A 21,559-nucleotide genomic window follows, 5' to 3' on the forward strand; every position below is an offset into this window, starting at 1 on the left:
GCAATCCGATGCCCCGCACGCATGCGATCGAGGACTACCGTAATTTCGGCATCATGGCTCACATTGATGCTGGAAAAACCACGACCACTGAGCGGATCCTCTACTACACCGGTAAGTCCCATAAGATCGGCGAAGTCCATGACGGCGCCGCGACGATGGATTGGATGACGCAGGAGCAGGAGCGCGGCATCACGATCACCTCCGCTGCGACCACCTGCTTCTGGCGCGACAAGCGCCTCAACATCATCGACACCCCCGGCCACGTGGACTTCACCATCGAAGTGGAGCGCTCGCTGCGCGTCCTCGACGGCGCCGTTTGCGTGCTCGACGGCAACCAGGGCGTCGAGCCCCAGACCGAGACCGTCTGGCGTCAGGCTGACAAGTACGACGTTCCGCGTGTCGTATTCGTCAACAAGATGGACAAGATCGGCGCCGACTTCTTCAAATGCGTCGCCGACATCATCGACCGCGTCGCCGGAAAGCCCGTTTGCCTCCAGCTTCCGATCGGCGCCGAGACGACCTTCAAGGGCGTCATCGACCTGATCAAGATGAAGGCCATCGTCTGGACGTCTGAGAAGCTCGGTGCGGATTTCTCGGAGACCGAGATCCCGGCCGACCTCGCCGATCAGGCTGCCGAATACCGGATCAAGCTCGTCGAAGCCTGCGTCGAGATGGATGACGATGCCATGTCGGCCTATCTCGACGGTGTCGAGCCGGATGCCGAGACGATGCATCGCCTCGTGCGCACCGCAGTCCAGCGTCGCGCCTTCCACCCCGTGCTCTGTGGCTCGGCCTTCAAGAACAAGGGCGTTCAGCCCCTGCTCGACGCCGTCGTCGACTACCTTCCGTCTCCCGCCGATCGCGGCGAGATCAAGGGCCTCGACTTCAAGACCGAAGAAGAGACCGTTCGTCATCCGTCCGACAGCGATCCTTTCTCGATGCTGGCGTTCAAGATCATGGACGACCCGCATGTCGGCACGATCACGTTCTGCCGTGTCTATTCGGGCAAGGTCGAGTCTGGCGCCAACGTCATCAACTCGTCGCGCGACAAGAAGGAGCGTGTCGGCCGCATGCTTCTCATGCACGCCAACAACCGCGAAGACGTGAAGGAAGCCTTCACCGGCGACATCGTGGCTCTGGCTGGTCTCAAGGAAACTCGTACCGGCGATACGCTGTGCGACCCGAAGGACGCCGTCATCCTCGAGAAGATGGAGTTCCCTGAGCCCGTCATCGAGATCGCGGTGGAGCCGAAGTCCAAGGCCGATCAGGAGAAGCTGGGCATCGCTCTTGCCAAGCTCGCTGCTGAGGATCCGTCCTTCCGCGTTTCCACGGACCAGGAATCGGGACAGACCATCCTTCGCGGGATGGGCGAGCTCCACCTCGACATCAAGGTCGACATCCTGCGCCGTACCTACATGGTCGACGCGAACATCGGCCAGCCGCAGGTGGCGTATCGTGAGAAGCTCACGAAGCGCACCGAGATCGACTACACCCACAAGAAGCAGACCGGTGGTACCGGTCAGTTCGCTCGGGTGAAGTTTGTGGTCGAGCCGAACGAGCCGGGTAAGGGCTTCGAGTTCTCCTCGAAGATCATCGGCGGCACGGTGCCCAAGGAATACATCCCGGGCGTCGAAAAGGGTCTCAACTCGGTGCTCGGCGCCGGCATCCTCGCCGGCTTCCCGGTCGTGGACATCAAGGTCGAGCTGATCGACGGCGCCTATCACGATGTCGACTCGTCGGCCCTGGCCTTCGAAATCGCCTCTCGTGCGGCGCTCCGTGAAGCTCTCCAGAAGGGCGGATCGGTCCTGCTCGAGCCGGTCATGAAGGTCGAGGTCGTCTCGCCGGAAGAATATACCGGTTCGGTGATCGGCGATCTGAATTCCCGCCGTGGCCAGATCCAGGGCCAGGACATGCGCGGCAATGCGAACGTCATCAACGCGATGGTGCCGCTTGCCAACATGTTCGGCTACGTGAACCAGCTGCGCTCCTTCTCCCAGGGCCGCGCGAACTTCACGATGCAGTTTGACCATTACGAAGAGGTGCCGCGCGGCGAGGCCGAGAAGGTCGTCGCGAAGTACGCTTAAGGCTTCCCGCCTTTTCCGGACCGCAGCAGCATCACCTGAAACACTGAGATTACGGAGGCTACGATGGCCAAAGAGAAATTTGCCCGCACCAAGCCGCACTGCAACATTGGCACGATTGGTCACGTTGACCACGGCAAGACGTCGCTGACGGCTGCGATCACGAAGGTCCTGGCGGAGTCGGGTGGCGCGACGTTCACAGCCTACGACCAGATCGACAAGGCCCCCGAGGAGAAGGCGCGCGGCATCACGATCTCGACGGCTCACGTCGAGTACGAGACGGCCAACCGTCACTACGCCCACGTCGATTGCCCCGGCCACGCCGATTACGTGAAGAACATGATCACGGGTGCGGCGCAGATGGACGGCGCGATCCTGGTCGTGTCGGCCGCCGACGGCCCGATGCCCCAGACCCGCGAGCATATCCTGCTCGCCCGTCAGGTCGGCGTGCCGGCGCTGGTGGTGTTCCTCAACAAGGTCGACCTCGTCGACGACGAGGAGCTCCTCGAGCTCGTCGAGATGGAGGTGCGCGAGCTCCTCTCCAAGTACGACTTCCCCGGCGACGACATCCCGATCACCAAGGGTTCGGCCAAGGTGGCTCTCGACAACGGCGACAAGGCCGTCGGCCATGACGCCGTGCTGGCCCTGATGGCGAGCGTGGATGCCTACATCCCGCAGCCGGAGCGTCCGATCGACAAGCCGTTCCTGATGCCGATCGAGGACGTGTTCTCGATCTCGGGCCGCGGCACCGTGGTGACGGGTCGCGTCGAGCGCGGCATCGTCAAGGTCGGCGAGACCGTGGAGATCGTCGGCATCCGCGACACCCAGACCACCACGGTCACGGGCGTCGAGATGTTCCGCAAGCTGCTCGACCAGGGCCAGGCCGGCGACAATGTCGGCGTGCTCCTGCGCGGCACCAAGCGTGAAGACGTCGAGCGCGGCCAGGTCGTGTGCAAGCCGGGCTCGGTCAAGCCCCACACCAAGTTCAAGGCCGAAGCCTACATCCTCACCAAGGAGGAGGGCGGTCGCCACACCCCGTTCTTCACCAACTACCGGCCCCAGTTCTACTTCCGCACCACCGACGTGACCGGTGTCTGCGAACTGCCCGAGGGCACCGAGATGGTGATGCCCGGTGACAGCGTCACCATGGACGTCACCCTCATCGTCCCCGTCGCCATGGAAGAGAAGCTCCGCTTCGCCATCCGCGAAGGCGGTCGCACCGTCGGCGCAGGCGTCGTCGCAGCCATCAACGATTAAGTTCGGTACGCTCAGTCTGCTGGGATCGACAGAGGGGCGGGTCCTCGCGCCCGCCCCTTATTAAGTCCCGCCAAGGTTTCAGGTCATGAACGGTCAGAATATCCGCATTCGCCTCAAGGCGTTCGATCATCGCATCCTCGATGCCTCGACCCGCGAGATCGTGTCGACGGCCAAGCGCACCGGCGCGACCATTCGTGGTCCGATCCCGCTGCCGACGCATATCGAGAAGTTCACCGTCAACCGCTCGCCGCACATCGACAAGAAGTCGCGCGAGCAGTTCGAGATGCGCACCCACAAGCGCGTCCTCGATATCGTCGATCCGACGCCGCAGACCGTGGACGCGCTGATGAAGCTCGACCTCGCCGCCGGCGTGGACGTGGAGATCAAGCTCTAAGTCCCGCGGGGATTTAGAGCTTACCGTAGAATCGCGCGAGGGAGACACCTATGCGCTCAGGCGTCATTGCACAGAAGGTCGGCATGACCCGCATCTTTACGGATGCTGGCGAACATGTCCCCGTGACAGTGCTTAAAATCGATCAATGTCAGGTGGTAGCCCACCGTACCGTCGAGAAGAATGGCTACGTCGCCCTTCAGGTCGGCGTTGGCAAGGCCAAGGTGAAGAACGTGTCGGCTGCCGAGCGCGGCCGGTTCGCGGTCGCCAAGGTCGAGCCCAAGCAGAAGCTCGCCGAGTTCCGCGTGTCCGAGGACGCGTTGATCCCGGTCGGCGCCGAGATCACCGCCGATCACTTCATCCCCGGCCAGTTCGTCGACGTGACGGGCACGACCACGGGTAAGGGCTTCGCCGGTGGTATGAAGCGCTGGAACTTCGGTGGTCTGCGCGCCACCCACGGCGTGTCCATCTCGCACCGTTCGATCGGTTCGACCGGTGGCCGCCAGGATCCGGGCAAGACCTTCAAGAACAAGAAGATGCCCGGTCACATGGGCGTCGACCGGGTCACGACCCAGAACCTGCGCGTCGTGCGCACGGATCCCGAGCGTGGCCTCATCCTCGTCGAAGGCGCCGTCCCCGGTGTCGCCGGCGGCTGGATCCAGATCCGCGACGCGGTGAAGCGTAAGCTTCCCGCCGACGTGCCGCAGCCCGGCAAGTTCCGTGAGAACGGTTCTTCCGCTGCTCCCGCCACCGAAGCTCCGGCTCCCGAGGCTCCCGCTTCCGAGGAGAACGCGTGATGAAGCTCGATATCACCACTCTCGACGGCGACGGCGCCGGGTCCATCGACCTGGACGAGACCATCTTCGGTCTCGAGCCCCGCGCCGACCTTCTCCAGCGCATGGTGCGCTGGCAGCTCGCCAAGCGTCAGGCCGGCACCCATGCGGTCAAGAACCGCTCGGACGTCAACCGGACGCGCAAGAAGCTGTACAAGCAGAAGGGCACCGGTAACGCTCGTCACGGCGCTGCCTCCGCTCCGCAGTTCCGCGGCGGTGGACGTGCCTTCGGCCCGATAGTGCGCAGCCATGCTCATGATCTTCCGAAGAAGGTGCGTGCCCTCGCTCTTCGCCACGCCCTCTCGGCGAAGGTCAAGGCCGAGACCCTGATCATCGTGGACGACGTGACGCTCGCCGACGGCAAGACCCGGAACCTGGTCGAGCGTTTCGAGAAGATGGGCCTGTCCAGCGCGCTGATCATCAGCGGTGCTGAGGTCGACGTGAACTTTGGTCGCGCCGCCCGCAACATCCCGCAGATCGACGTCCTGCCGGTCCAGGGCATCAACGTCTACGACATCCTGCGTCGCGACAAGCTCGTGCTGACGCGCGCAGCGATCGATGCGCTGGAGGCGCGATTCAAATGAGTGCCGATCCGCGCCACTACGACATCATCGTCTCCCCGGTCATCACCGAGAAGGCGACGAACCTCACCGAGCAGAACAAGGTCGTCTTCCGGGTCTCCCCGAAGGCTACCAAGCCGCAGATCAAAGAGGCGGTCGAGAAGCTGTTCGACGTCAAGGTGACGGGCGTGAACACGCTCGTCACCAAGGGCAAGAAGAAGATTTTCCGCGGGCTTCGCGGACAGCGTTCGGACGTGAAGAAAGCGATCGTGACCCTTGCCGAGGGTGAAACGATCGACGTCACGACCGGGCTCTGACACGAAAAGCGTTAGGATCAAGCCGATGGCCTTGAAGACATTCAAACCGGTCACGCCGAGCCTTCGCCAGCTCGTGCTCGTCGACCGCCGTGAGCTCTACAAGGGCAAGCCGGTCAAGAAGCTCACCGAGGGCAAGTCGTCCTCGGGCGGTCGCAACAACCTCGGTCGCATCACCGTCCGCTTCCGCGGCGGTGGTCACAAGCGCACCCTGCGCAACGTCGATTTCAAGCGGCGCGAGCAGCTCGGCGTCGCCGCGACGGTGGAGCGGATCGAGTACGATCCCAACCGTACGGCGTTCATCGCGCTCATCACCTATCCGGACGGCGTGCAGAGCTACATCCTGGCTCCCCAACGTCTGTCGCCGGGCGACACGGTGATCGCGGCCGAACAGGTCGACGTGAAGCCGGGCAATGCCGGTCCGGTTGGCAACATGCCGGTGGGCACCATCGTCCACAACATCGAGCTGAAGATCGGCAAGGGCGGCGCGATTGCCCGTTCCGCCGGCAACTACGCTCAGATCGTCGGGCGCGACCAAGGCTATGTCACGCTGCGCCTGAATTCGGGTGAGCAGCGCCTGGTTCACGGTCAGTGCTTCGCCAGCATCGGTGCGGTGTCGAACCCGGACCACATGAACATCTCGCTCGGCAAAGCCGGTCGCAACCGCTGGCTCGGCAAGCGCCCGCACGTTCGCGGCGTTGCCATGAACCCGGTCGATCACCCGCACGGCGGTGGTGAGGGTCGTACCTCGGGCGGCCGTAATCCGGTCACGCCCTGGGGCGTGCCCACCAAGGGAAAGAAGACCCGCTCCAACAAGCGGACCGATGTCTTCATTCTCGCCAGCCGTCACAACCGCAAGAAGTAACCCTCATGGCACGCTCGCTCTGGAAGGGGCCGTTCATCGACGGCTACCTCCTCAAGAAGGCTGAGACCGCTCGCGGATCCAGCCGCAACGAAGTCATCAAGATCTGGAGCCGTCGCTCCACGATCCTGCCGCAGTTCGTCGGGCTCACCTTCGGTGTGCACAACGGACAGAAGCATATCCCGGTCTATGTGTCCGAGGAGATGGTCGGTCATAAGTTCGGCGAGTTCTCGCCGACCCGTACCTTCCACGGCCACGCAGCCGACAAGAAGGCGAAGAGGCGCTGAGATGGGCAAGCAAGCCACCCCCCGCGCGCTCCCGGAGAACGAAGCGAAGGCCGTCGCGCGCATGCTGCGCGTGAGTCCTCAGAAGCTCAATCTCGTTGCGCAACTCATCCGCGGTAAGAAGGTCGAGTCGGCTTTGGCCGACCTGGAATTCTCCCGCAAGCGGATCGCCCGCGAGGTCAAGAAGTGCCTCGAGAGCGCCATCGCCAATGCCGAGAACAACCATGACCTCGATGTCGACGATCTCGTCGTCTCCGAGGCCTTCGTCGGCAAGGCACTCGTGCTCAAGCGTTTCCATGCTCGTGCACGTGGCCGCGGCGCCCGCATCCTGAAGCCCTTCGCGAACCTCACCATCGTGGTGCGCGAAGTCCCGACCGCCGAAGCGGCGTGAGGAGGACCTGATGGGCCAGAAAGTCAATCCGATCGGTCTGCGGCTCGGTATCAACCGGACCTGGGACTCCCGCTGGTTCGCCCAGAAGGGTGAATACGCCAAGCTCATGCACGAGGACGTCGCCATCCGCGCCGCCCTCATGAAGCAGCTGAAACAGGCTGCTGTTTCCAAGATCGTCATCGAGCGTCCGCACCGGAAGTGCCGCGTCACCATTCACTCGGGTCGTCCCGGCGTGGTGATCGGCAAGAAGGGCGCGGATATCGAGAAGCTGCGCAAGCTCGTCGGCACCCTGACCAAGGCCGACGTGACGATCAACATCGTCGAGGTGCGCAAGCCCGAGATCGACGCCACCCTGGTGGCCGATTCGATTGCCCAGCAGCTCGAGCGCCGTGTCGCCTTCCGTCGTGCCATGAAGCGCGCCGTGCAATCGGCCATGCGTCTCGGTGCCGAAGGCATCCGGATCAATTGCTCGGGTCGTCTCGGCGGCGCTGAGATCGCTCGTCAGGAATGGTACCGCGAAGGTCGTGTCCCGCTGCATACCCTGCGCGCGGATGTCGATTACGGCGTGGCGACCGCCTTCACGACCTACGGGACGTGCGGAATCAAGGTGTGGGTGTTCAAGGGCGAAATCCTCGAGCACGACCCGATGGCGCAGGACAAGCGCGCTCAGGAAGAAGGCGGCCGTTCGGGCGGACGTCGCGAGCGCGATGGCGATGGTGGCCGCGAGCGCGGCCGGCGCGAACACGCTTAAAACGTGATCGCGTACGCCCGTTAGCCATAGAAGGTGTTGAGAGGCTGCCATGTTGCAACCCAAGAAGACCAGGTTTCGTAAGCAGTTCAAGGGTCGCATCCACGGTGCGGCCAAGGGCGGCTTCGACCTCAATTTCGGGACCTTCGGCCTCAAGGCCGTGGAGCCCGAGCGCGTCACCGCACGTCAGATCGAGGCGGCCCGCCGCGCGATCACCCGTGAGATGAAGCGTCAGGGCCGTGTGTGGATCCGGATCTTCCCGGACGTCCCGGTCACGGCAAAGCCCACCGAAGTCCGCATGGGCTCCGGTAAGGGTGCACCCGAGTTCTGGGCTGCCCGCGTGCATCCCGGACGTATCATGTTCGAAGTCGACGGCGTCGCCGAGGACATCGCCAAAGAGGCTCTTCGCCTCGGTGCGGCGAAGCTCCCGATCCGCACGCGCGTCGTTCAGCGCATCGCTGACTAAGGGGAGGGGATCATGAAGTCGTCACAGAGACAGTCGGATCTGGCCGCCCTGTCGCCCGATCAGCTGAACGATGAGCTGCTGAACCTGAAGAAGGAGCAGTTTAACCTGCGCTTCCAGGGCGCCACCGGCCAGCTCGAGAACGTCGCCCGCGTCCGTGAGGTCCGCCGCGATATCGCCCGCGTTCGCACTCTCCAGCGTCAGAAGACGCTGAAGTCCGCGCAGGCCTGAGGAGTACACCATGCCGAAGCGCGTATTGCAGGGCGTCGTCGTCAGCGACAAGGGCGAGAAGACCATCGTCGTGAAGGTGGAGCGTCGCTTCACCCATCCGGTGATGAAGAAGACCGTCCGTCGTTCGAAGAACTACCACGCCCACGACGAGACGAACGTCGCCAAGGTCGGCCAGACCGTGTCGATCGAAGAGTGCCGTCCGTTCTCGAAGACCAAGACCTGGAAGCTCATCGAAGGTGGCGCTGCCACCGTGGAATCACCTTCCGCCGAAGCGTGAGACCGATGCAGTGTTGTTAAAGCGGGCGCAGTTTCTGCGCCCGCTTTTTTGCGTCTTATGTCGAGTCGCGAAGAACCAGCGATTCATCGAGACGCAAGGCCCACTGGCGGTCGCCCCTCACGGCCGATGAAGCGCACTCGCAACATTTGGCTTCGACCGCGAACACCTGTTCAGTTCCGCCGCGCGTTCGGTTCCACCATTCCACGCGTACCACCGACGGTGCCCGTCAGGATGGCTGTCGGCGACGGAGACGGCCGCTCGGGCACTTTCATGAAGACCCGGTCTGGATTGCTGTCTGCAGCGCAGCTGCGCGTCTTTGCTCTTGCGCAGCGCTTCCCTCTCTAGTAATAGGCCGTCCTTCGCGACATGCAAAAGGGTGTTCGCACCCTGGACCGCGGTGACCGCGCCGGCGTTGAGAAACGCCGAATGCGCGGTCCTTCTATATGAGCCGGGGACATCAGATCCCCATCAGACGTCGTCCGCCGGACAATACCGTCCGTGTGCGGAAACCCGTCTGAAACAAGGAAAGGTCACTCTCGTGATCCAGATGCAGACGAATCTGGACGTCGCCGACAATTCTGGTGCGCGTCGCGTGATGTGCATCAAGGTTCTCGGCGGGTCGAAGCGCAAGTATGCCGGTGTCGGCGATATCATCGTCGTCTCGGTGAAGGAGGCCATTCCCCGCGGCCGCGTGAAGAAGGGCGACGTCATGAAGGCCGTCGTCGTTCGCACCGCCAAGGAAGTGAAGCGCGCCGACGGATCCGTGATCCGGTTCGACAAGAACGCCGCTGTCCTGATCAACAATCAGAAAGAGCCGATCGGCACCCGTATCTTCGGACCCGTGCCGCGCGAGTTGCGCGCCCGGAACCACATGAAGATCATCTCGCTCGCTCCGGAGGTGCTGTGATGGCTGCCAAGGTCAAGAAGGGCGACAAGGTCGTCATTCTCACCGGTCGCGACAAAGGTCGTTCCGGCGAGGTCATCCAGGTGATGCCGAAGGAAGACCGTGCGCTCGTGCGCGGGGTCAATCTGGTCAAGAAGCACCAGAAGCAGACGCAGAACCAGGAAGGCGGCATCATCTCCAAGGAAGCCGCGATTCATCTGTCCAACATCGCGATCGCCGACCCGAAAGACGGTCAGCCGACGCGCGTTGGTTTCCGCATTCTCGACGACGGCCGCAAGGTCCGGTTCGCCAAGCGCTCGGGGGATCTGATCGATGGCTGAGAAGAATAACGACGCGTACACCCCTCGTCTGCGCAAGCACTACGATGAGGTCGTCCGCCAGAAGCTGATCGAAGAGTTCGGCTACAAGAACCCCATGCAGGTTCCGGTCATCGAGAAGATCGTGATCAACATGGGCGTCGGCGAATCCACCGCTGATTCCAAGAAGGCCTCCATCGCCGCCGGCGACCTTGCGCTGATCGCCGGCCAGAAGCCGGTCATCACCAAGGCCCGCAAGGCCATCGCGACCTTCAAGGTCCGCGAAGGCATGCCGATCGGCTGCAAGGTCACCCTGCGCAAGCACCGGATGTACGAATTCATGGACCGCCTGATCACCATCGCGCTTCCGCGCGTTCGTGACTTCCGCGGCCTGAACCCCCGTTCGTTCGACGGCAACGGCAATTACGCGTTGGGCCTCAAGGAACACCTGGTGTTCCCCGAGATCTCCTACGACAAGGCCGATGCCACCTGGGGCATGGACATCGTGATCCAGACATCGGCCCGTACCGATGCCGAGGCACGTGCGCTCCTCTCGCAATTCCGATTCCCGTTCCGGCAGTAAGTGCTGAAAAGCGCTTAGACGCGGACACTGGAGAGAGACATGGCAAAGAAAAGCTCAGTCGAGAAGAATAATCACCGCAAGGAACTGGTGAAGCGGTTCGCCGCCAAGCGTAAGGCCCTCCTTGCGACCGCCAATAACGAAAGCCTCGAGATGGAGGAGCGCTTCGAAGCTCGCCTCAAGCTCGCGGAACTGCCCCGCAACTCGTCGGCGACCCGTATCCGCAATCGCTGCGGCATGACGGGACGTCCCCGCGCCTTCTACCGCAAGATGGGCATCTCGCGTGTGGCGCTTCGGGAACTTGGCAACCGGGGTCTCATTCCCGGTCTGGTCAAGTCGAGCTGGTAAGGAGCAGGCACCATGGTCAACGATCCCGTGGGTGATATGCTCACCCGCATCCGCAACGGCCAGATGCGCCGCCGCAACGTCGTTCAGACGCCCGGCTCGCGTCTCCGTGCAAGCGTTCTCGACGTCCTCAAGGCTGAGGGCTACATCCGCGATTACGCAACGACCGATTTCGGCAACGGCCGTACCGAGTTCTCGATCGAGCTCAAGTACTATGACGGCCAGCCCGTCATCCGCTCGATCCAGCGCGTTTCGAAGCCCGGCCGCCGCGTCTATTCGGCCGTGAGCGAACTTCCCCGCGTCGCCGACGGCCTCGGCGTCACCATCGTGTCCACCCCGCAGGGCGTCATGGCCGACCACGAGGCGCGTGAGCGCAACGTTGGCGGCGAAGTGCTCTGCAAGGTGTTCTGATCTCGGACTTGGAGGAAAGGCTATGTCTCGCGTAGGCAAGAAGCCCGTTCCCGTCCCGTCCGGTGTGACGGCCACGGTGACCGGTCAAACGGTGAAGATGAAGGGCTCCAAGGGCGAGCTCCAGTATATCGTCCCCAACGTGGTGGACGTGAAGTTCGAGGACGGCGCCGTCTCGGTGCTGCCCAAGAACCAGACCAAGGAGGCCCGCTCGCTGTGGGGCACCTCCCGGGCCCAGGTGGCGAACCTCGTCGAGGGCGTCTCCAAGGGTTTCGAGAAGAAGCTCGAGATCACCGGCGTCGGCTATCGTGCCGCCATGGCCGGCAAGGCCCTCAAGCTCTCCCTCGGCTACAGCCACGACATCGAGTACGAGATCCCCGTCGGGATCACGATCGCGGTGCCCAAGCCCACCGAGATCGTCATCTCCGGCATCGACCGGCAGGTGGTGGGACAGGTGGCAGCCGAGATTCGCGACTATCGTGGTCCCGAGCCCTACAAGGGCAAGGGCGTGCGGTACGCGGGTGAGTTCATCTTCCGCAAGGAAGGCAAGAAGAAGTAAGGGCCGGCCATCATGTCACGCAAAATCGATGCACTCGACCGCCGCAAGGCGCGTGTGCGCCGCGCGCTGCGGGCGGCGGCGAATGGACGGCCCCGGCTTTCGGTGTTCCGTTCCTCCAAGCAGATCTACGTCCAGGTCATCGACGACGCCGAGGGCAAGACTCTCGCCGCCGCTTCGACCCTCGACAAGGATCTCCGCTCGGGCCTGAAGACCGGTGCCGATACGGCAGCGGCCGCGGCCGTCGGCAAGCTCGTCGCCGAGCGCGCCAAGGCTGCCGGAGTCACCAAGGTGATCTTCGACCGTTCGGGCTACATCTATCACGGGCGCGTCAAGGCGCTCGCCGACGCCGCCCGTGAGGGTGGCCTCGAGTTCTAAGACCAGGCGGGGAGGGGCGGCGCAGGCCGTCCCTCGGACAAGCTATCAAGCGAGCGGGCTCCGCCGCCCGCGTCAGTGAGACAGGATTTAAACATGGCACGTGAACGGGAAGGCGGGGGCCGCGGCCGCCGCGATGAGCGCGAGGAGCGCGACAGCGAATTCGTGGACAAGCTCGTCCACATCAACCGCGTCGCCAAGGTGGTGAAGGGTGGTCGTCGCTTCGGCTTCGCTGCTCTCGTCGTCGTCGGCGACCAGAAGGGTCGCGTCGGCTTCGGCCACGGTAAGGCGCGCGAAGTGCCTGAGGCGATCCGCAAGGCAACGGAAGCTGCCAAGCGCGGTCTCGTCCGCGTCGCTCTGCGCGAAGGTCGTACCCTTCACCACGACGTCTACGGACGTCACGGTGCGGGTAAGGTCATCCTCCGCGCTGCGCCGCAGGGTACCGGCATCATCGCCGGCGGTCCGATGCGCGCCGTCTTCGAGACGCTGGGCATGCAGGACGTCGTGGCGAAGTCGCTCGGTTCGTCGAACCCCTACAACCTCGTCCGCGCCACCTTCGAGGCGCTGAAGAACGAGGACAGCCCGCGCGCCGTCGCGGCCCGTCGTGGTCTCAAGGTGTCGACGCTTCAGGCTCGCCGTCGCGATGCCGATCCGTCGGACCTGTCCGAAGCCGCAGTCGCTTAAGGGGAGGGTGCAATGGCAACAAAGACTCTTCGCGTCGAGCAGATCGGCTCGCCGATCCGCCGCGAGGGCGACCAGCGTGCGACGCTGATCGGCCTTAAGCTCAACAAGCTGCACCGGGTCGCTACGCTGGAGGATACTCCCTCCGTGCGCGGCATGATCCGCAAGGTGCATCACCTCGTGCGCGTCCTCGACGACGCGGCCTGAGGGAGGGCATCATGAAACTGAACGAAATCCACGATAACGACGGCGCAACCAAGAACCGGATGCGCGTCGGCCGGGGCATCGGCTCCGGCAAGGGCAAGACCGCTGGTCGCGGCGTCAAGGGTCAGAAGGCCCGTACCGGCGTCTCGATCAAGGGCTTCGAGGGCGGTCAGATGCCGCTTCACCGTCGCCTGCCCAAGCGCGGCTTCAACAACCTGTACTCCACGGACCTGAACGAGGTGAACCTCGGACGCGTCCAGCAGGCTGTCGATGCCGGCCGTCTCGATGCTTCCGCCGTGGTCACGGTGGAGACCCTCATCGCCGCCGGCATCATCGCCCGTCCCCGTGACGGCGTGAAGCTGCTCGGCGTCGGCGAACTGACCGCGAAGCTCTCCTTCGAGGTCACCCGCGCTTCGAAGTCGGCCGTCGAGGCTGTCGAGAAGATCGGCGGTTCGGTGAACGTCGCTTACGGTGCCGGCATCTCCACCCGCGGCAAGCCGTCCGCGGAGTAAGTCCTCCGACGCCGCTGTTGCGTAGCGTCGGAGCAGACTTTAAGTCGAAGCTCTGAGCGGCGGCCCGTGCGACCTGCGCGTGGCCGCCGTTTCAGTTTGTTCGGGGGTCCTTCAATCCCCCATCTGGATCGATCTCAGGAACCGGTGCCATGGCCTCAGCCGCCGAGCAGCTTGCCGCGAACCTCAATTTCGGGGCCATCGCCAAGGCCGACGAGCTCAAGAAGCGGATCTGGTTCACGCTGGGTGCGCTCGTCGTTTTCCGGCTCGGCACCTACATCCCGATTCCCGGCATCGACCCCGAGCAATTCGCGCGGAACTTCCAGCAGCAGGCCGGTGGCGTGCTCGGCTTGTTCAACATGTTCTCCGGCGGTGCCGTCGAGCGCATGGCGATCTTCGCGCTCAACATCATGCCGTACATCTCGGCCTCCATCATCATTCAGCTTCTCACCTCGGTGATCCCGAGCCTCGAATCGCTGAAGAAGGAGGGTGAGTCCGGCCGGAAGGTCATCAACCAATACACCCGCTACCTCACGGTCGTGCTGGCACTGGTTCAGAGCTGGGGCATCGCCTTCGGCTTGCAGAGTTCGAGCGCCGCGATCGATCCGGGACCGTTCTTCATCCTGTCCACGGTGATCACGCTCACGGGCGGAACGCTGTTCCTGATGTGGATCGGCGAGCAGATCACATCACGCGGCATCGGTAACGGGTCGTCGCTGATCATCTTCGCCGGCATCGTCGCGCATCTGCCCACCGCCATCGTGGGAGCCCTCGAGCTGAGCCGGACCGGTGCGCTGTCCGCGGCCGTCATCCTCGGCGTCGGCTTTGCCGCCATCGCCCTCGTCTACTTCATCGTGTTCATGGAGCGGGCTCAGCGCCGGCTCCTGATCAACTACCCCAAGCGCCAGGTTGGTAACCGCATGTACGAGGGTCAGACCTCGTTCCTGCCGCTGAAGCTGAACACGGCCGGCGTGATCCCGCCGATCTTCGCCTCGTCGCTGCTGCTGCTTCCCGCCACCGTGGCGAGCTTCTCGGCCAATAACGGCGGCACCGGCTTGCTGGCGACGATCACCACCTATCTCGGCCATGGCCGGCCGCTCTACATGGTTCTCTACGCGGCGCTGATCATCTTCTTCGCCTTCTTCTACACGGCGGTGGTCTTCAACCCGCAGGAGACGGCGGACAATCTGAAGAAGCAGGGCGGCTTCATTCCCGGCATTCGTCCGGGCGAGCGCACGGCGACGTTCATCGACAAGGTTCTGACGCGCATCACGTTGATCGGCGCGCTGTATTTGACCTTTGTCTGCCTTGTGCCGGAGATCCTGGCCTCCTACGCATCGGCGAGCCTCGGGTTCGGCGGTACCTCGCTCCTCATCGTCGTCTCCGTGACGATGGATACGGTGGCCCAGGTCCACGGCCATCTGATGGCCCACCAGTATGAGGGCCTCGTGAAGAAGGCGAAGCTGCGCGGCGCCACGCGTCGTCGCTGAAGCCGGCTCGACGAGCTCGATCGATCGGGGCGATGCCGGTCCAGGCATCGCCTCTCTACGCCCATGATGCCCGAACCATAACGCCCGATGCGGCCACCGGACGAGGACAACGACGCTATGCGGATCATTCTGCTCGGACCACCTGGTGCCGGTAAGGGAACCCAGTCGGCCCGAATCGTCGAGCGTTTCGGCATTCCGCAGCTTTCCACTGGCGACATGCTGCGCGCTGCGGTGGCCGCAGGCACCCCGGTCGGACTCGAAGCGAAGTCGATCATGGAGAGCGGCGGCCTGGTCCCGGATTCCGTGGTGGTGGGGATCGTCGCCGACCGGATCGAAGAGGCCGATGCGCGCCCGGGCTTCATCCTCGACGGTTTCCCCCGCACGGTGGAGCAGGCAGCTGCCCTCGACAGGATGCTGGCCGACAAGAACCTGTCCCTGGATGCCGTGATCGAATTCGCGGTGAACGAGGAAATCCTCGTGGGCCGCATTGCCAAGCGGGCCGCCGAGACCGCCGCTCGTGGAGAGCCGGTGCGGAAGGACGACACCCCCGACGTGTTCAAGACGCGCCTCGCCGCCTTCCGGGCACAGACCGCGCCGCTCTCGGCTTATTATTCGAGCCTCGGCATGCTCCGGACCATCGACGGGATGAATCCGGTCGATGAGGTCACAAGCGATGTGATGGCCGTGCTCGAACCGTTGGCCAGCGCGACCGCTTCCTGAATTTACCGTCCGATGGACGTTGACAAGATCGGCGGCCCGCGCTAGCAGGCCGTTATTCGTCCATACGCAATGGGTCTGGAGTGTCTCGGTTCAAGAGACGCTGCGGGCCGATTTGTCGTTATGGGCGGCGCGCAGGGGCCGGCCTCCACCGGACGCGCGTGACACAGCAGGGCCGGACCGCAGCGTCCGAGCGCCCGATGGAGTAGACCTTGGCCCGTATCGCAGGCGTCAACATCCCGACCAACAAGCGCGTCGTCATCGCGCTCCAGTATATTCACGGCATCGGCGCGAAGAAGGCCGAAGAGATCACCGGCAAGGTCGGCATTCCCGCCGAGCGCCGCGTGAACCAGCTGACCGACGCCGAAGTGCTGTCGATCCGCGAGACGATCGACCGCGATTACATCGTCGAGGGCGATCTGCGCCGCGAAGTGTCGATGAACATCAAGCGCCTGATGGATCTCGGCTGCTACCGCGGCCTCCGTCACCGCCGCAATCTGCCCGTCCGCGGCCAGCGTACGCATACCAATGCGCGCACCCGCAAGGGCAAGTCGAAGCCGATCGCCGGCAAGAAGAAGTAATTTTTCGAGGTTGGGAGGCAGTGCTTCGCTCTGCCTCCCTTCTATCGCGCCGGGTGGCCCGCTATCGGCAGCCCGTATGGCGGCACGGTCATCCAGAGCCGCGCTGCCAGCACCGCAAAAATCCCGAGCGCCTGGAATGACGGGCGCGCCTGAAGGACGAGACGAGAGACAATGGCTAAGGAAGCAACCCGCATTCGCCGCCGCGAACGCAAGAACATCGTGTCGGGCGTGGCCCATGTGAACGCCTCGTTCAACAACACGATGATCACCATCACCGACGCGCAGGGCAACACCATCTCCTGGTCGTCCGCTGGCGCCATGGGCTTCAAGGGTTCGCGTAAGTCGACCCCTTACGCCGCCCAGGTCGCTGCCGAAGACGCCGCCCGCAAAGCTTCCGAGCACGGCATGCGTACGCTCGAGGTCGAGGTGTCCGGTCCCGGTTCGGGCCGTGAATCCGCTCTTCGCGCGCTACAGGCCGCCGGCTTCACCGTCACCTCGATCCGCGACGTGACGTCGATCCCGCATAACGGCTGCCGTCCGCGCAAGCGTCGTCGCGTCTAAGTCGATTCGTCTATCTGCCCTTGGGTTTGAAAGCGGAGAAGCGTGTGTCCGATGCCGTGAAGGCGCTCCCCGGCGTGTTGCGCTGGAGCCTTGGCGATCTGACCGTCACCGTTCTGAATGACGGTTACCTTCAAGGCTCCCTCGATCTCGTCACCGGGATCGGGGCGGACGAGGCCGGCTCGCTTCAGGCGGCCGGCTTTCGCGCGCAGGCCCCTCGGATCACGCTGAACGCCTATCTGATCGAAGCGCCCGGTCGGAAGCCGATCCTCATCGATTCGGGGATGGGCCATTTCGGTGGCGATACGCTCGGTCGGGTCCCCACGGCTCTTGCCGCTACGGGTATCCGCCCGGACGATATCGAGACGGTGCTGCTCACGCATCTTCACCCCGACCATGCCGGTGGCTTGATCCATGAGGATGGGTCGGCCGCCTATGCCAACGCGGAACTCGTCCTTCATCAGGCCGAAGCCGCCCATTGGCTGGCGGACGATGCGATCTCGCGGGCTCCCGAGGGGGCCCGCCCGTATTTCGAGAACGCCCAGAAGGCGGTGGCGCCGTATTCCGGTCGCGTGCGGACGATGACCGGCGGTGAGGTCCTTCCGGGCATCACGGCGGTCGCCCTGCCGGGGCATACGCCGGGCCATACGGGTTTTCGTATCGTGTCGGGCTCGGCATCGCTTCTGATGTGGGCCGACATCATCCATCTGCCGGCGATCCAGTTCAAACGTCCGGAGGCCACGATGGTCTTCGACGTCGATCCGGACGAGGCGAGGGCGGTGCGCGAGCGGATGCTGGACGAAGTCTCGAGCGAGAGAACCTTCGTCACCGGCGGACATCTGGAGTTTCCGGCGCTGGGCTACGTGGCGCGGGATGGAGGGGCTTACAGCTTCGTCCCGGAACTTTGGGTCGCGGCCCACTAACCGCCCGCCGCTTCGCGGGCACATGTTTTTCGAGACCGAGCCGTGCAAGGCGATGCGCGGGAAGGGCTCAGGGACCGACCACGTCAGTGGCTCGTGTCGGAATTGCGAGAGGTAGGACCGTGGTCATACAGAAGAACTGGCAAGAGCTCATCAAGCCGAACAAGCTCCAGGTTTCGACCGGGCACGACCCCAAGCGGGTCGCCACCGTCGTCGCCGAGCCCCTCGAGCGCGGCTTCGGCACCACCCTCGGCAACTCCCTTCGCCGGGTCCTGCTGTCGTCGCTCCAGGGCGCGGCCGTGACCTCGGTCCAGATCGACGGCGTTCTCCACGAATTCTCGTCGATCCCCGGCGTGCGTGAGGACGTGACCGACATCGTTCTCAACATCAAGACCATCGCGATCCGGTCGCAGACGGAAGCCCCCAAGCGCCTGACGCTGCGCAAGACCGGCCCCGGCACCGTGACTGCCGGCGATATCGCCGCCGTTGGCGACATCCAGATCCTCAATCCCGACCTCGTCATCTGCACCCTCGATGACGGCGCCGAGATCCGGATGGAATTCACCGTCGCCACCGGCAAGGGCTACGTCCCGGCCGAGCGCAACCGTCCCGAGGATGCCCCTATCGGCCTCATCCCGGTCGATGCGCTGTTCTCGCCCGTCACCAAGGTGTCCTACCGCATCGAGACCACCCGCGAGGGCCAGGATCTCGACAAGGACAAGCTGACGATGACGATCGAGACCAATGGCGCCGTGTCGCCGGAAGATGCGCTGGCTTATGCCGCTCGCATCATCCAGGACCAGCTCCAGGTGTTCGTGAACTTCGAGGAGCCCCGCAAGGAAGAGGCGCAGCCGCTCGCGCCGCAGCTCCCCTTCAACCCGGCCCTGCTCAAGAAGGTCGACGAGCTCGAACTGTCGGTGCGTTCGGCGAACTGCCTGAAGAACGACAACATCGTCTATATCGGCGACCTCATCCAGAAGTCGGAGGGCGAGATGCTGCGCACCCCGAATTTCGGCCGCAAGTCGCTGAACGAGATCAAGGAAGTGCTGGCCGCGATGGGTCTCCATCTCGGCATGGACATCCCAGGCTGGCCGCCGGAGAACATCGAAGACCTCGCCAAGCGCTTCGAAGAGCACTACTAGCCGACATACGACGTCATTCCGGGGCTGCGCAGCAGAGCCCGGAATGACGCGGCGAATGAGGCGGGCCGGGTTCGGCAAGCTTCCCAGCAAACAGAATCCCGCCGCGGGGTCATGCGGAATGAACAGCCCCGATCATGGGGCGCTCGGCCGTACCGTGGCACGGCGGCCAGATAAGCAAGGAACAGCCAAATGCGTCATGGATTTCGCGGTCGTCGCTTCAACCGCACCACCGAACACCGTAAGGCGATGTTCGCCAACATGTCCGCCGCGCTGATCAAGCACGAGCAGATCATCACCACGCTTCCGAAGGCCAAGGATCTGCGTCCGGTCATCGAAAAGCTGATCACCCTCGGCAAGATCGACAGCCTGCATACGCGCCGCCTCGCCATGTCGCAGATCCGCGACGAGGCCATGGTCCGCAAGCTCTTCGCCGTCCTCGGCCCGCGCTACAATGCGCGTCCGGGCGGCTACTGCCGCATCATGAAGGCCGGCTTCCGTTACGGCGACAATGCTCCGCTCGCCGTGATCGAGTTCGTCGATCGCGATGTCGATGCCCGCGGCCTGGATTCGGGTCCGTCGCAGGTCTCCGACGCGGCGTAAGCCTCAGCTTCACCCATCAGACGACGAAAAGGCGGCCGAGAGGCCGCCTTTTTTCATGATCTCTACGGGATGGGAATATCGGTGCCCCGCCCCCCATGACCCGCAGCGAGTCTCGGGGGAGGGGACGTGTTGATCTCACGCGTCTGCGACGAGCATCCCGGAGACCAGTGCCGCCAGGTCGGCCGAATCGAAGGGCTTACGCAGAACAGGCAGATCGTCGGGGATCGGGATCGCCTCCGCATGTCCGGTGACAATGAGGATGGGAACGTCGGACCAGCGCCGCCTTACGATTTCCGCGAGTTCGACACCCGTCATCCCCGGCATGGCGAGATCCGCCACGATGAGATCGAACGAGGCGCGCTCCAGCAGGGCGACCGCCGCCGCCCCATCGGCCGCCTCGGTCTCGGTGTAACCGAACGTGCTGAGGAAGGACGCGGTGACGTGGCGGACCTCGGCATCGTCGTCCACCACGAGGATGCGCGCCGGGCTCGCAGCCCCCATGGCCGTCACGGCGGCGCGCTGGGTCTTTTCCTCGGCCGCCTCCGCACGGGGGAGGAACAGATCGACCCGCGTGCCCTTGCCCACGTCGCTGGTGATGCGGAGCTTGCCCTGCGACTGCTGGGTCAGCCCGAACACCATCGCGAGGCCGAGCCCGGTGCCCTGTCCGATCGATTTGGTGGTGAAGAACGGTTCGCAGACCCGCGCCAGGATCTCGGGTGGGATACCCATCCCCGTATCGCTGATCGCCACGATCACGTAGTCGCCCGCCGCCAAGTCAGGGTCGTCGGTCACTCGCGCCGCGCCCGTGGCGATGGAGATCGTTCCCCCCTCCGGCATGGCGTCACGCGCGTTGATGCAGAGGTTGAGAATGGCGAGTTCCAGCTGATCGGGATCGACGATGGCCGCCGGATGCACGGCGTCGAGATCGGTCGTCACCGTGACGAGACCGCCTAGGCTGCCCTTGAGCAATACGTCCATTCCGGCGACCAGGGCATTCACGTCGACCGAGCGAGGGCGCAGGTCGCGCGCGCGGCTGAAGCTGAGAAGCCGCTTCGTCAGGGATGCGCCGCGTTGCGCGGCCTGTGCCGCGTTGGTGACGAGGCGCTGGACCCTTGGCTGGTCGACGATCTTGGGGCCCACGAGTTCGAGGCTGCCGAGGATCGCCGTGAGGAGATTGTTGAAGTCGTGCGCGATCCCGCCGGCGAGGGTGCCGAGCGCCTGCATCTTGTCCGACTGGCGGAGTCGTGCCTCGAGATTCTTCTGTTCGGTCACGTCCCGTTCGATCGTCGCCAGATGGGTGATGGCGCCGGCGGCACCGCGAATCGGCACGCGGGTGACATGGCTCCACCGCTCCGCCCCGACCGGGCCTTCGGCGGACACGGTCTCTGAAATGCTCCCACTCGCGATGGCGGCGCGGTCGGCGTCACGCGTGGCGCTTTCGCCGTTGGGCGTACCTTCGATCTCGTCCCTGGTGCGTCCGAGGCATTCGGCGACGGTGTGGCCGAGCCGGCTGGCCTTCCGCGCGTTGAGACGAATGAATCGTCCCTCCACGTCTTTGAAGGCGATGGCGTCTTCCGCGTTGTCGAGGAGCCCGAGCAGGAGGGCGCGCTCGGTGGCGAGGTCGCGGGCGAGGCTGTGCCGTTCGAAGGCCTGGCGGACGGTGGAGCGCAGCAGGACGGGGTCCCACGGCTTCGTGACGTAGCCGGTGATGCCTCCCCGGTTGAGCGCGGCGATGACGGCGCTCATATCGGCATAGCCGGTGAGGAGGATCGCCTGTGCGTCGTGGAAGCCCCGTGCCTCGGCCAGCATGGCGTCGCCGGTAATGCCCGGCATCCGCTGGTCGGACAGGATCACGGCGATGTCCGGGCTCGCCCGGAGGATGTCGAGCGCTTCCGACGGCTTCGTCGTGGTGATGACGGTGTAGTCGTCCTCGAACAGGTCTTCGAGGGCAATCAGGATGTCCGGCTCGTCATCGACGGCGAGAATCGTGCCTTTGGCCAT

Annotated in this window: 31 protein-coding genes; 30 read left to right on the top strand and 1 reads right to left on the bottom strand. The window is 64.2% G+C overall.

Going from position 1 to position 21,559, the window contains the following annotated elements; all coding sequences use genetic code 11:
• Positions 1 to 8: 8 nt before the first annotated feature.
• From fusA to rplQ, 30 genes are all read left to right on the top strand, one after another.
• Positions 9 to 2,084 carry an elongation factor G gene (gene fusA / locus AC0IXR_RS20420; RefSeq protein ID WP_018044232.1) on the top strand — a complete coding sequence of 692 codons (2,076 nt, stop codon included), beginning with the start codon at positions 9 to 11 and terminating at the stop codon, positions 2,082 to 2,084.
• 63 nt (positions 2,085 to 2,147) lie between these two features.
• Positions 2,148 to 3,338 carry an elongation factor Tu gene (gene tuf, locus AC0IXR_RS20425; protein WP_207412100.1) on the top strand — a complete coding sequence of 397 codons (1,191 nt, stop codon included), beginning with the start codon at positions 2,148 to 2,150 and terminating at the stop codon, positions 3,336 to 3,338.
• 85 nt (positions 3,339 to 3,423) lie between these two features.
• The gene (gene rpsJ, locus AC0IXR_RS20430) at positions 3,424 to 3,732 is read left to right on the top strand and encodes a 30S ribosomal protein S10 (RefSeq protein ID WP_018044230.1); all 309 of its coding nucleotides are present in this window, start codon (positions 3,424 to 3,426) and stop codon (positions 3,730 to 3,732) included.
• Positions 3,733 to 3,782: 50 nt separating this feature from the next.
• A complete protein-coding gene (gene rplC, locus AC0IXR_RS20435; protein WP_018044229.1) occupies positions 3,783 to 4,526 on the top strand; it encodes a 50S ribosomal protein L3 in 744 nt (247 codons plus the stop codon).
• Complete coding sequence (rplD, locus tag AC0IXR_RS20440) at positions 4,526 to 5,146, top strand: 50S ribosomal protein L4 (protein WP_471761932.1); 621 nt, start codon at positions 4,526 to 4,528, stop codon at positions 5,144 to 5,146. Before rplC ends, rplD begins: the two co-directional genes overlap by 1 nt.
• Positions 5,143 to 5,439, top strand: coding sequence for a 50S ribosomal protein L23 (locus AC0IXR_RS20445; protein ID WP_018044227.1), 297 nt, complete (start codon positions 5,143 to 5,145; stop codon positions 5,437 to 5,439). The genes rplD and AC0IXR_RS20445 overlap by 4 nt, the downstream gene beginning before the upstream one ends.
• 25 nt (positions 5,440 to 5,464) lie before the next feature.
• Positions 5,465 to 6,301, top strand: a complete 837-nt coding sequence (rplB, locus tag AC0IXR_RS20450; RefSeq protein ID WP_056427361.1) for a 50S ribosomal protein L2 — start codon at positions 5,465 to 5,467, stop codon at positions 6,299 to 6,301.
• 5 nt (positions 6,302 to 6,306) lie between these two features.
• Positions 6,307 to 6,585, top strand: a complete 279-nt coding sequence (rpsS, locus tag AC0IXR_RS20455) for a 30S ribosomal protein S19 (RefSeq protein WP_018044225.1) — start codon at positions 6,307 to 6,309, stop codon at positions 6,583 to 6,585.
• A gap of 1 nt (position 6,586) precedes the next feature.
• Positions 6,587 to 6,973 carry a 50S ribosomal protein L22 gene (rplV, locus tag AC0IXR_RS20460; RefSeq protein WP_018044224.1) on the top strand — a complete coding sequence of 129 codons (387 nt, stop codon included), beginning with the start codon at positions 6,587 to 6,589 and terminating at the stop codon, positions 6,971 to 6,973.
• 10 nt (positions 6,974 to 6,983) lie between these two features.
• On the top strand, positions 6,984 to 7,724 hold the full coding sequence (gene rpsC, locus AC0IXR_RS20465; protein ID WP_471761933.1) for a 30S ribosomal protein S3: 741 nt from the start codon (positions 6,984 to 6,986) through the stop codon (positions 7,722 to 7,724).
• Positions 7,725 to 7,773: 49 nt separating this feature from the next.
• Positions 7,774 to 8,187: a 50S ribosomal protein L16 gene (gene rplP, locus AC0IXR_RS20470; RefSeq protein ID WP_056251136.1), complete on the top strand. Its 414-nt coding sequence runs from the start codon at positions 7,774 to 7,776 to the stop codon at positions 8,185 to 8,187.
• A gap of 12 nt (positions 8,188 to 8,199) precedes the next feature.
• Positions 8,200 to 8,415 (top strand): 50S ribosomal protein L29, encoded by a 216-nt coding sequence (rpmC, locus tag AC0IXR_RS20475; RefSeq protein WP_018044221.1) that lies wholly within the window; start codon positions 8,200 to 8,202, stop codon positions 8,413 to 8,415.
• Positions 8,416 to 8,425: 10 nt separating this feature from the next.
• Positions 8,426 to 8,692, top strand: coding sequence for a 30S ribosomal protein S17 (gene rpsQ, locus AC0IXR_RS20480; protein WP_056427364.1), 267 nt, complete (start codon positions 8,426 to 8,428; stop codon positions 8,690 to 8,692).
• A gap of 538 nt (positions 8,693 to 9,230) precedes the next feature.
• Complete coding sequence (rplN, locus tag AC0IXR_RS20485; RefSeq protein WP_018044219.1) at positions 9,231 to 9,599, top strand: 50S ribosomal protein L14; 369 nt, start codon at positions 9,231 to 9,233, stop codon at positions 9,597 to 9,599.
• Positions 9,599 to 9,916: a 50S ribosomal protein L24 gene (rplX, locus tag AC0IXR_RS20490; RefSeq protein ID WP_018044218.1), complete on the top strand. Its 318-nt coding sequence runs from the start codon at positions 9,599 to 9,601 to the stop codon at positions 9,914 to 9,916. Before rplN ends, rplX begins: the two co-directional genes overlap by 1 nt.
• Positions 9,909 to 10,475 carry a 50S ribosomal protein L5 gene (gene rplE, locus AC0IXR_RS20495; protein WP_056427367.1) on the top strand — a complete coding sequence of 189 codons (567 nt, stop codon included), beginning with the start codon at positions 9,909 to 9,911 and terminating at the stop codon, positions 10,473 to 10,475. The genes rplX and rplE overlap by 8 nt, the downstream gene beginning before the upstream one ends.
• A gap of 39 nt (positions 10,476 to 10,514) precedes the next feature.
• Positions 10,515 to 10,820 carry a 30S ribosomal protein S14 gene (gene rpsN, locus AC0IXR_RS20500; RefSeq protein WP_207412099.1) on the top strand — a complete coding sequence of 102 codons (306 nt, stop codon included), beginning with the start codon at positions 10,515 to 10,517 and terminating at the stop codon, positions 10,818 to 10,820.
• A 12-nt stretch (positions 10,821 to 10,832) separates the two neighbouring features.
• Positions 10,833 to 11,228, top strand: a complete 396-nt coding sequence (gene rpsH, locus AC0IXR_RS20505; protein ID WP_056427374.1) for a 30S ribosomal protein S8 — start codon at positions 10,833 to 10,835, stop codon at positions 11,226 to 11,228.
• A 22-nt stretch (positions 11,229 to 11,250) separates the two neighbouring features.
• The gene (rplF, locus tag AC0IXR_RS20510) at positions 11,251 to 11,784 is read left to right on the top strand and encodes a 50S ribosomal protein L6 (RefSeq protein ID WP_056427377.1); all 534 of its coding nucleotides are present in this window, start codon (positions 11,251 to 11,253) and stop codon (positions 11,782 to 11,784) included.
• Between the two features lie 12 nt (positions 11,785 to 11,796).
• Complete coding sequence (gene rplR, locus AC0IXR_RS20515; protein WP_018044213.1) at positions 11,797 to 12,159, top strand: 50S ribosomal protein L18; 363 nt, start codon at positions 11,797 to 11,799, stop codon at positions 12,157 to 12,159.
• A gap of 93 nt (positions 12,160 to 12,252) precedes the next feature.
• On the top strand, positions 12,253 to 12,840 hold the full coding sequence (gene rpsE / locus AC0IXR_RS20520; RefSeq protein WP_018044212.1) for a 30S ribosomal protein S5: 588 nt from the start codon (positions 12,253 to 12,255) through the stop codon (positions 12,838 to 12,840).
• Positions 12,841 to 12,852: 12 nt separating this feature from the next.
• Entirely contained in the window at positions 12,853 to 13,044 is a 192-nt protein-coding gene (rpmD, locus tag AC0IXR_RS20525) for a 50S ribosomal protein L30 (RefSeq protein WP_018044211.1), read from the top strand.
• Positions 13,045 to 13,055: 11 nt separating this feature from the next.
• A complete protein-coding gene (gene rplO, locus AC0IXR_RS20530; protein WP_207412098.1) occupies positions 13,056 to 13,553 on the top strand; it encodes a 50S ribosomal protein L15 in 498 nt (165 codons plus the stop codon).
• A 149-nt stretch (positions 13,554 to 13,702) separates the two neighbouring features.
• Positions 13,703 to 15,040, top strand: a complete 1,338-nt coding sequence (gene secY, locus AC0IXR_RS20535; RefSeq protein WP_471761934.1) for a preprotein translocase subunit SecY — start codon at positions 13,703 to 13,705, stop codon at positions 15,038 to 15,040.
• A gap of 117 nt (positions 15,041 to 15,157) precedes the next feature.
• The gene (locus AC0IXR_RS20540) at positions 15,158 to 15,760 is read left to right on the top strand and encodes an adenylate kinase (protein ID WP_471761935.1); all 603 of its coding nucleotides are present in this window, start codon (positions 15,158 to 15,160) and stop codon (positions 15,758 to 15,760) included.
• Positions 15,761 to 15,969: 209 nt separating this feature from the next.
• Positions 15,970 to 16,338, top strand: a complete 369-nt coding sequence (gene rpsM, locus AC0IXR_RS20545; RefSeq protein WP_018044207.1) for a 30S ribosomal protein S13 — start codon at positions 15,970 to 15,972, stop codon at positions 16,336 to 16,338.
• Positions 16,339 to 16,509: 171 nt separating this feature from the next.
• On the top strand, positions 16,510 to 16,899 hold the full coding sequence (gene rpsK / locus AC0IXR_RS20550; RefSeq protein ID WP_018044206.1) for a 30S ribosomal protein S11: 390 nt from the start codon (positions 16,510 to 16,512) through the stop codon (positions 16,897 to 16,899).
• A 44-nt stretch (positions 16,900 to 16,943) separates the two neighbouring features.
• Entirely contained in the window at positions 16,944 to 17,819 is an 876-nt protein-coding gene (locus tag AC0IXR_RS20555) for an MBL fold metallo-hydrolase (RefSeq protein WP_471761936.1), read from the top strand.
• Between the two features lie 101 nt (positions 17,820 to 17,920).
• A complete protein-coding gene (locus AC0IXR_RS20560) occupies positions 17,921 to 18,958 on the top strand; it encodes a DNA-directed RNA polymerase subunit alpha (RefSeq protein ID WP_200919091.1) in 1,038 nt (345 codons plus the stop codon).
• 189 nt (positions 18,959 to 19,147) lie between these two features.
• Positions 19,148 to 19,558 carry a 50S ribosomal protein L17 gene (gene rplQ, locus AC0IXR_RS20565; protein ID WP_018044203.1) on the top strand — a complete coding sequence of 137 codons (411 nt, stop codon included), beginning with the start codon at positions 19,148 to 19,150 and terminating at the stop codon, positions 19,556 to 19,558.
• Positions 19,559 to 19,693: 135 nt separating this feature from the next.
• Here rplQ and AC0IXR_RS20570 read toward each other — a convergent pair whose 3' ends face one another.
• Entirely contained in the window at positions 19,694 to 21,559 is a 1,866-nt protein-coding gene (locus AC0IXR_RS20570) for a response regulator (RefSeq protein ID WP_471761937.1), read from the bottom strand.

The sequence above is a fragment of the Methylobacterium sp. AC832 genome, from assembly GCF_979256025.1.

What these genes read in the sequence shown, in the direction of transcription:
- AC0IXR_RS20570 (WP_471761937.1), bottom strand. Translation starts at nt 21,559, where the DNA reads ATGGCCAAAGGCACGATTCTCGCCGTCGATGACGAGCCGGACATCCTG.
- rpsQ (WP_056427364.1), top strand. Translation starts at nt 8,426, where the DNA reads ATGCCGAAGCGCGTATTGCAGGGCGTCGTCGTCAGCGACAAGGGCGAG.
- rplE (WP_056427367.1), top strand. Translation starts at nt 9,909, where the DNA reads ATGGCTGAGAAGAATAACGACGCGTACACCCCTCGTCTGCGCAAGCAC.
- rplB (WP_056427361.1), top strand. Translation starts at nt 5,465, where the DNA reads ATGGCCTTGAAGACATTCAAACCGGTCACGCCGAGCCTTCGCCAGCTC.
- rplQ (WP_018044203.1), top strand. Translation starts at nt 19,148, where the DNA reads ATGCGTCATGGATTTCGCGGTCGTCGCTTCAACCGCACCACCGAACAC.
- rpsK (WP_018044206.1), top strand. Translation starts at nt 16,510, where the DNA reads ATGGCTAAGGAAGCAACCCGCATTCGCCGCCGCGAACGCAAGAACATC.
- rpsC (WP_471761933.1), top strand. Translation starts at nt 6,984, where the DNA reads ATGGGCCAGAAAGTCAATCCGATCGGTCTGCGGCTCGGTATCAACCGG.
- rplD (WP_471761932.1), top strand. Translation starts at nt 4,526, where the DNA reads ATGAAGCTCGATATCACCACTCTCGACGGCGACGGCGCCGGGTCCATC.
- rpsN (WP_207412099.1), top strand. Translation starts at nt 10,515, where the DNA reads ATGGCAAAGAAAAGCTCAGTCGAGAAGAATAATCACCGCAAGGAACTG.
- rplX (WP_018044218.1), top strand. Translation starts at nt 9,599, where the DNA reads ATGGCTGCCAAGGTCAAGAAGGGCGACAAGGTCGTCATTCTCACCGGT.
- rpsS (WP_018044225.1), top strand. Translation starts at nt 6,307, where the DNA reads ATGGCACGCTCGCTCTGGAAGGGGCCGTTCATCGACGGCTACCTCCTC.
- rpmC (WP_018044221.1), top strand. Translation starts at nt 8,200, where the DNA reads ATGAAGTCGTCACAGAGACAGTCGGATCTGGCCGCCCTGTCGCCCGAT.
- AC0IXR_RS20445 (WP_018044227.1), top strand. Translation starts at nt 5,143, where the DNA reads ATGAGTGCCGATCCGCGCCACTACGACATCATCGTCTCCCCGGTCATC.
- AC0IXR_RS20540 (WP_471761935.1), top strand. Translation starts at nt 15,158, where the DNA reads ATGCGGATCATTCTGCTCGGACCACCTGGTGCCGGTAAGGGAACCCAG.
- rpsH (WP_056427374.1), top strand. Translation starts at nt 10,833, where the DNA reads ATGGTCAACGATCCCGTGGGTGATATGCTCACCCGCATCCGCAACGGC.
- rplF (WP_056427377.1), top strand. Translation starts at nt 11,251, where the DNA reads ATGTCTCGCGTAGGCAAGAAGCCCGTTCCCGTCCCGTCCGGTGTGACG.
- rplR (WP_018044213.1), top strand. Translation starts at nt 11,797, where the DNA reads ATGTCACGCAAAATCGATGCACTCGACCGCCGCAAGGCGCGTGTGCGC.
- rpsJ (WP_018044230.1), top strand. Translation starts at nt 3,424, where the DNA reads ATGAACGGTCAGAATATCCGCATTCGCCTCAAGGCGTTCGATCATCGC.
- rplP (WP_056251136.1), top strand. Translation starts at nt 7,774, where the DNA reads ATGTTGCAACCCAAGAAGACCAGGTTTCGTAAGCAGTTCAAGGGTCGC.
- rpmD (WP_018044211.1), top strand. Translation starts at nt 12,853, where the DNA reads ATGGCAACAAAGACTCTTCGCGTCGAGCAGATCGGCTCGCCGATCCGC.
- fusA (WP_018044232.1), top strand. Translation starts at nt 9, where the DNA reads ATGCCCCGCACGCATGCGATCGAGGACTACCGTAATTTCGGCATCATG.
- rplC (WP_018044229.1), top strand. Translation starts at nt 3,783, where the DNA reads ATGCGCTCAGGCGTCATTGCACAGAAGGTCGGCATGACCCGCATCTTT.
- rplO (WP_207412098.1), top strand. Translation starts at nt 13,056, where the DNA reads ATGAAACTGAACGAAATCCACGATAACGACGGCGCAACCAAGAACCGG.
- tuf (WP_207412100.1), top strand. Translation starts at nt 2,148, where the DNA reads ATGGCCAAAGAGAAATTTGCCCGCACCAAGCCGCACTGCAACATTGGC.
- secY (WP_471761934.1), top strand. Translation starts at nt 13,703, where the DNA reads ATGGCCTCAGCCGCCGAGCAGCTTGCCGCGAACCTCAATTTCGGGGCC.
- rpsE (WP_018044212.1), top strand. Translation starts at nt 12,253, where the DNA reads ATGGCACGTGAACGGGAAGGCGGGGGCCGCGGCCGCCGCGATGAGCGC.
- rplV (WP_018044224.1), top strand. Translation starts at nt 6,587, where the DNA reads ATGGGCAAGCAAGCCACCCCCCGCGCGCTCCCGGAGAACGAAGCGAAG.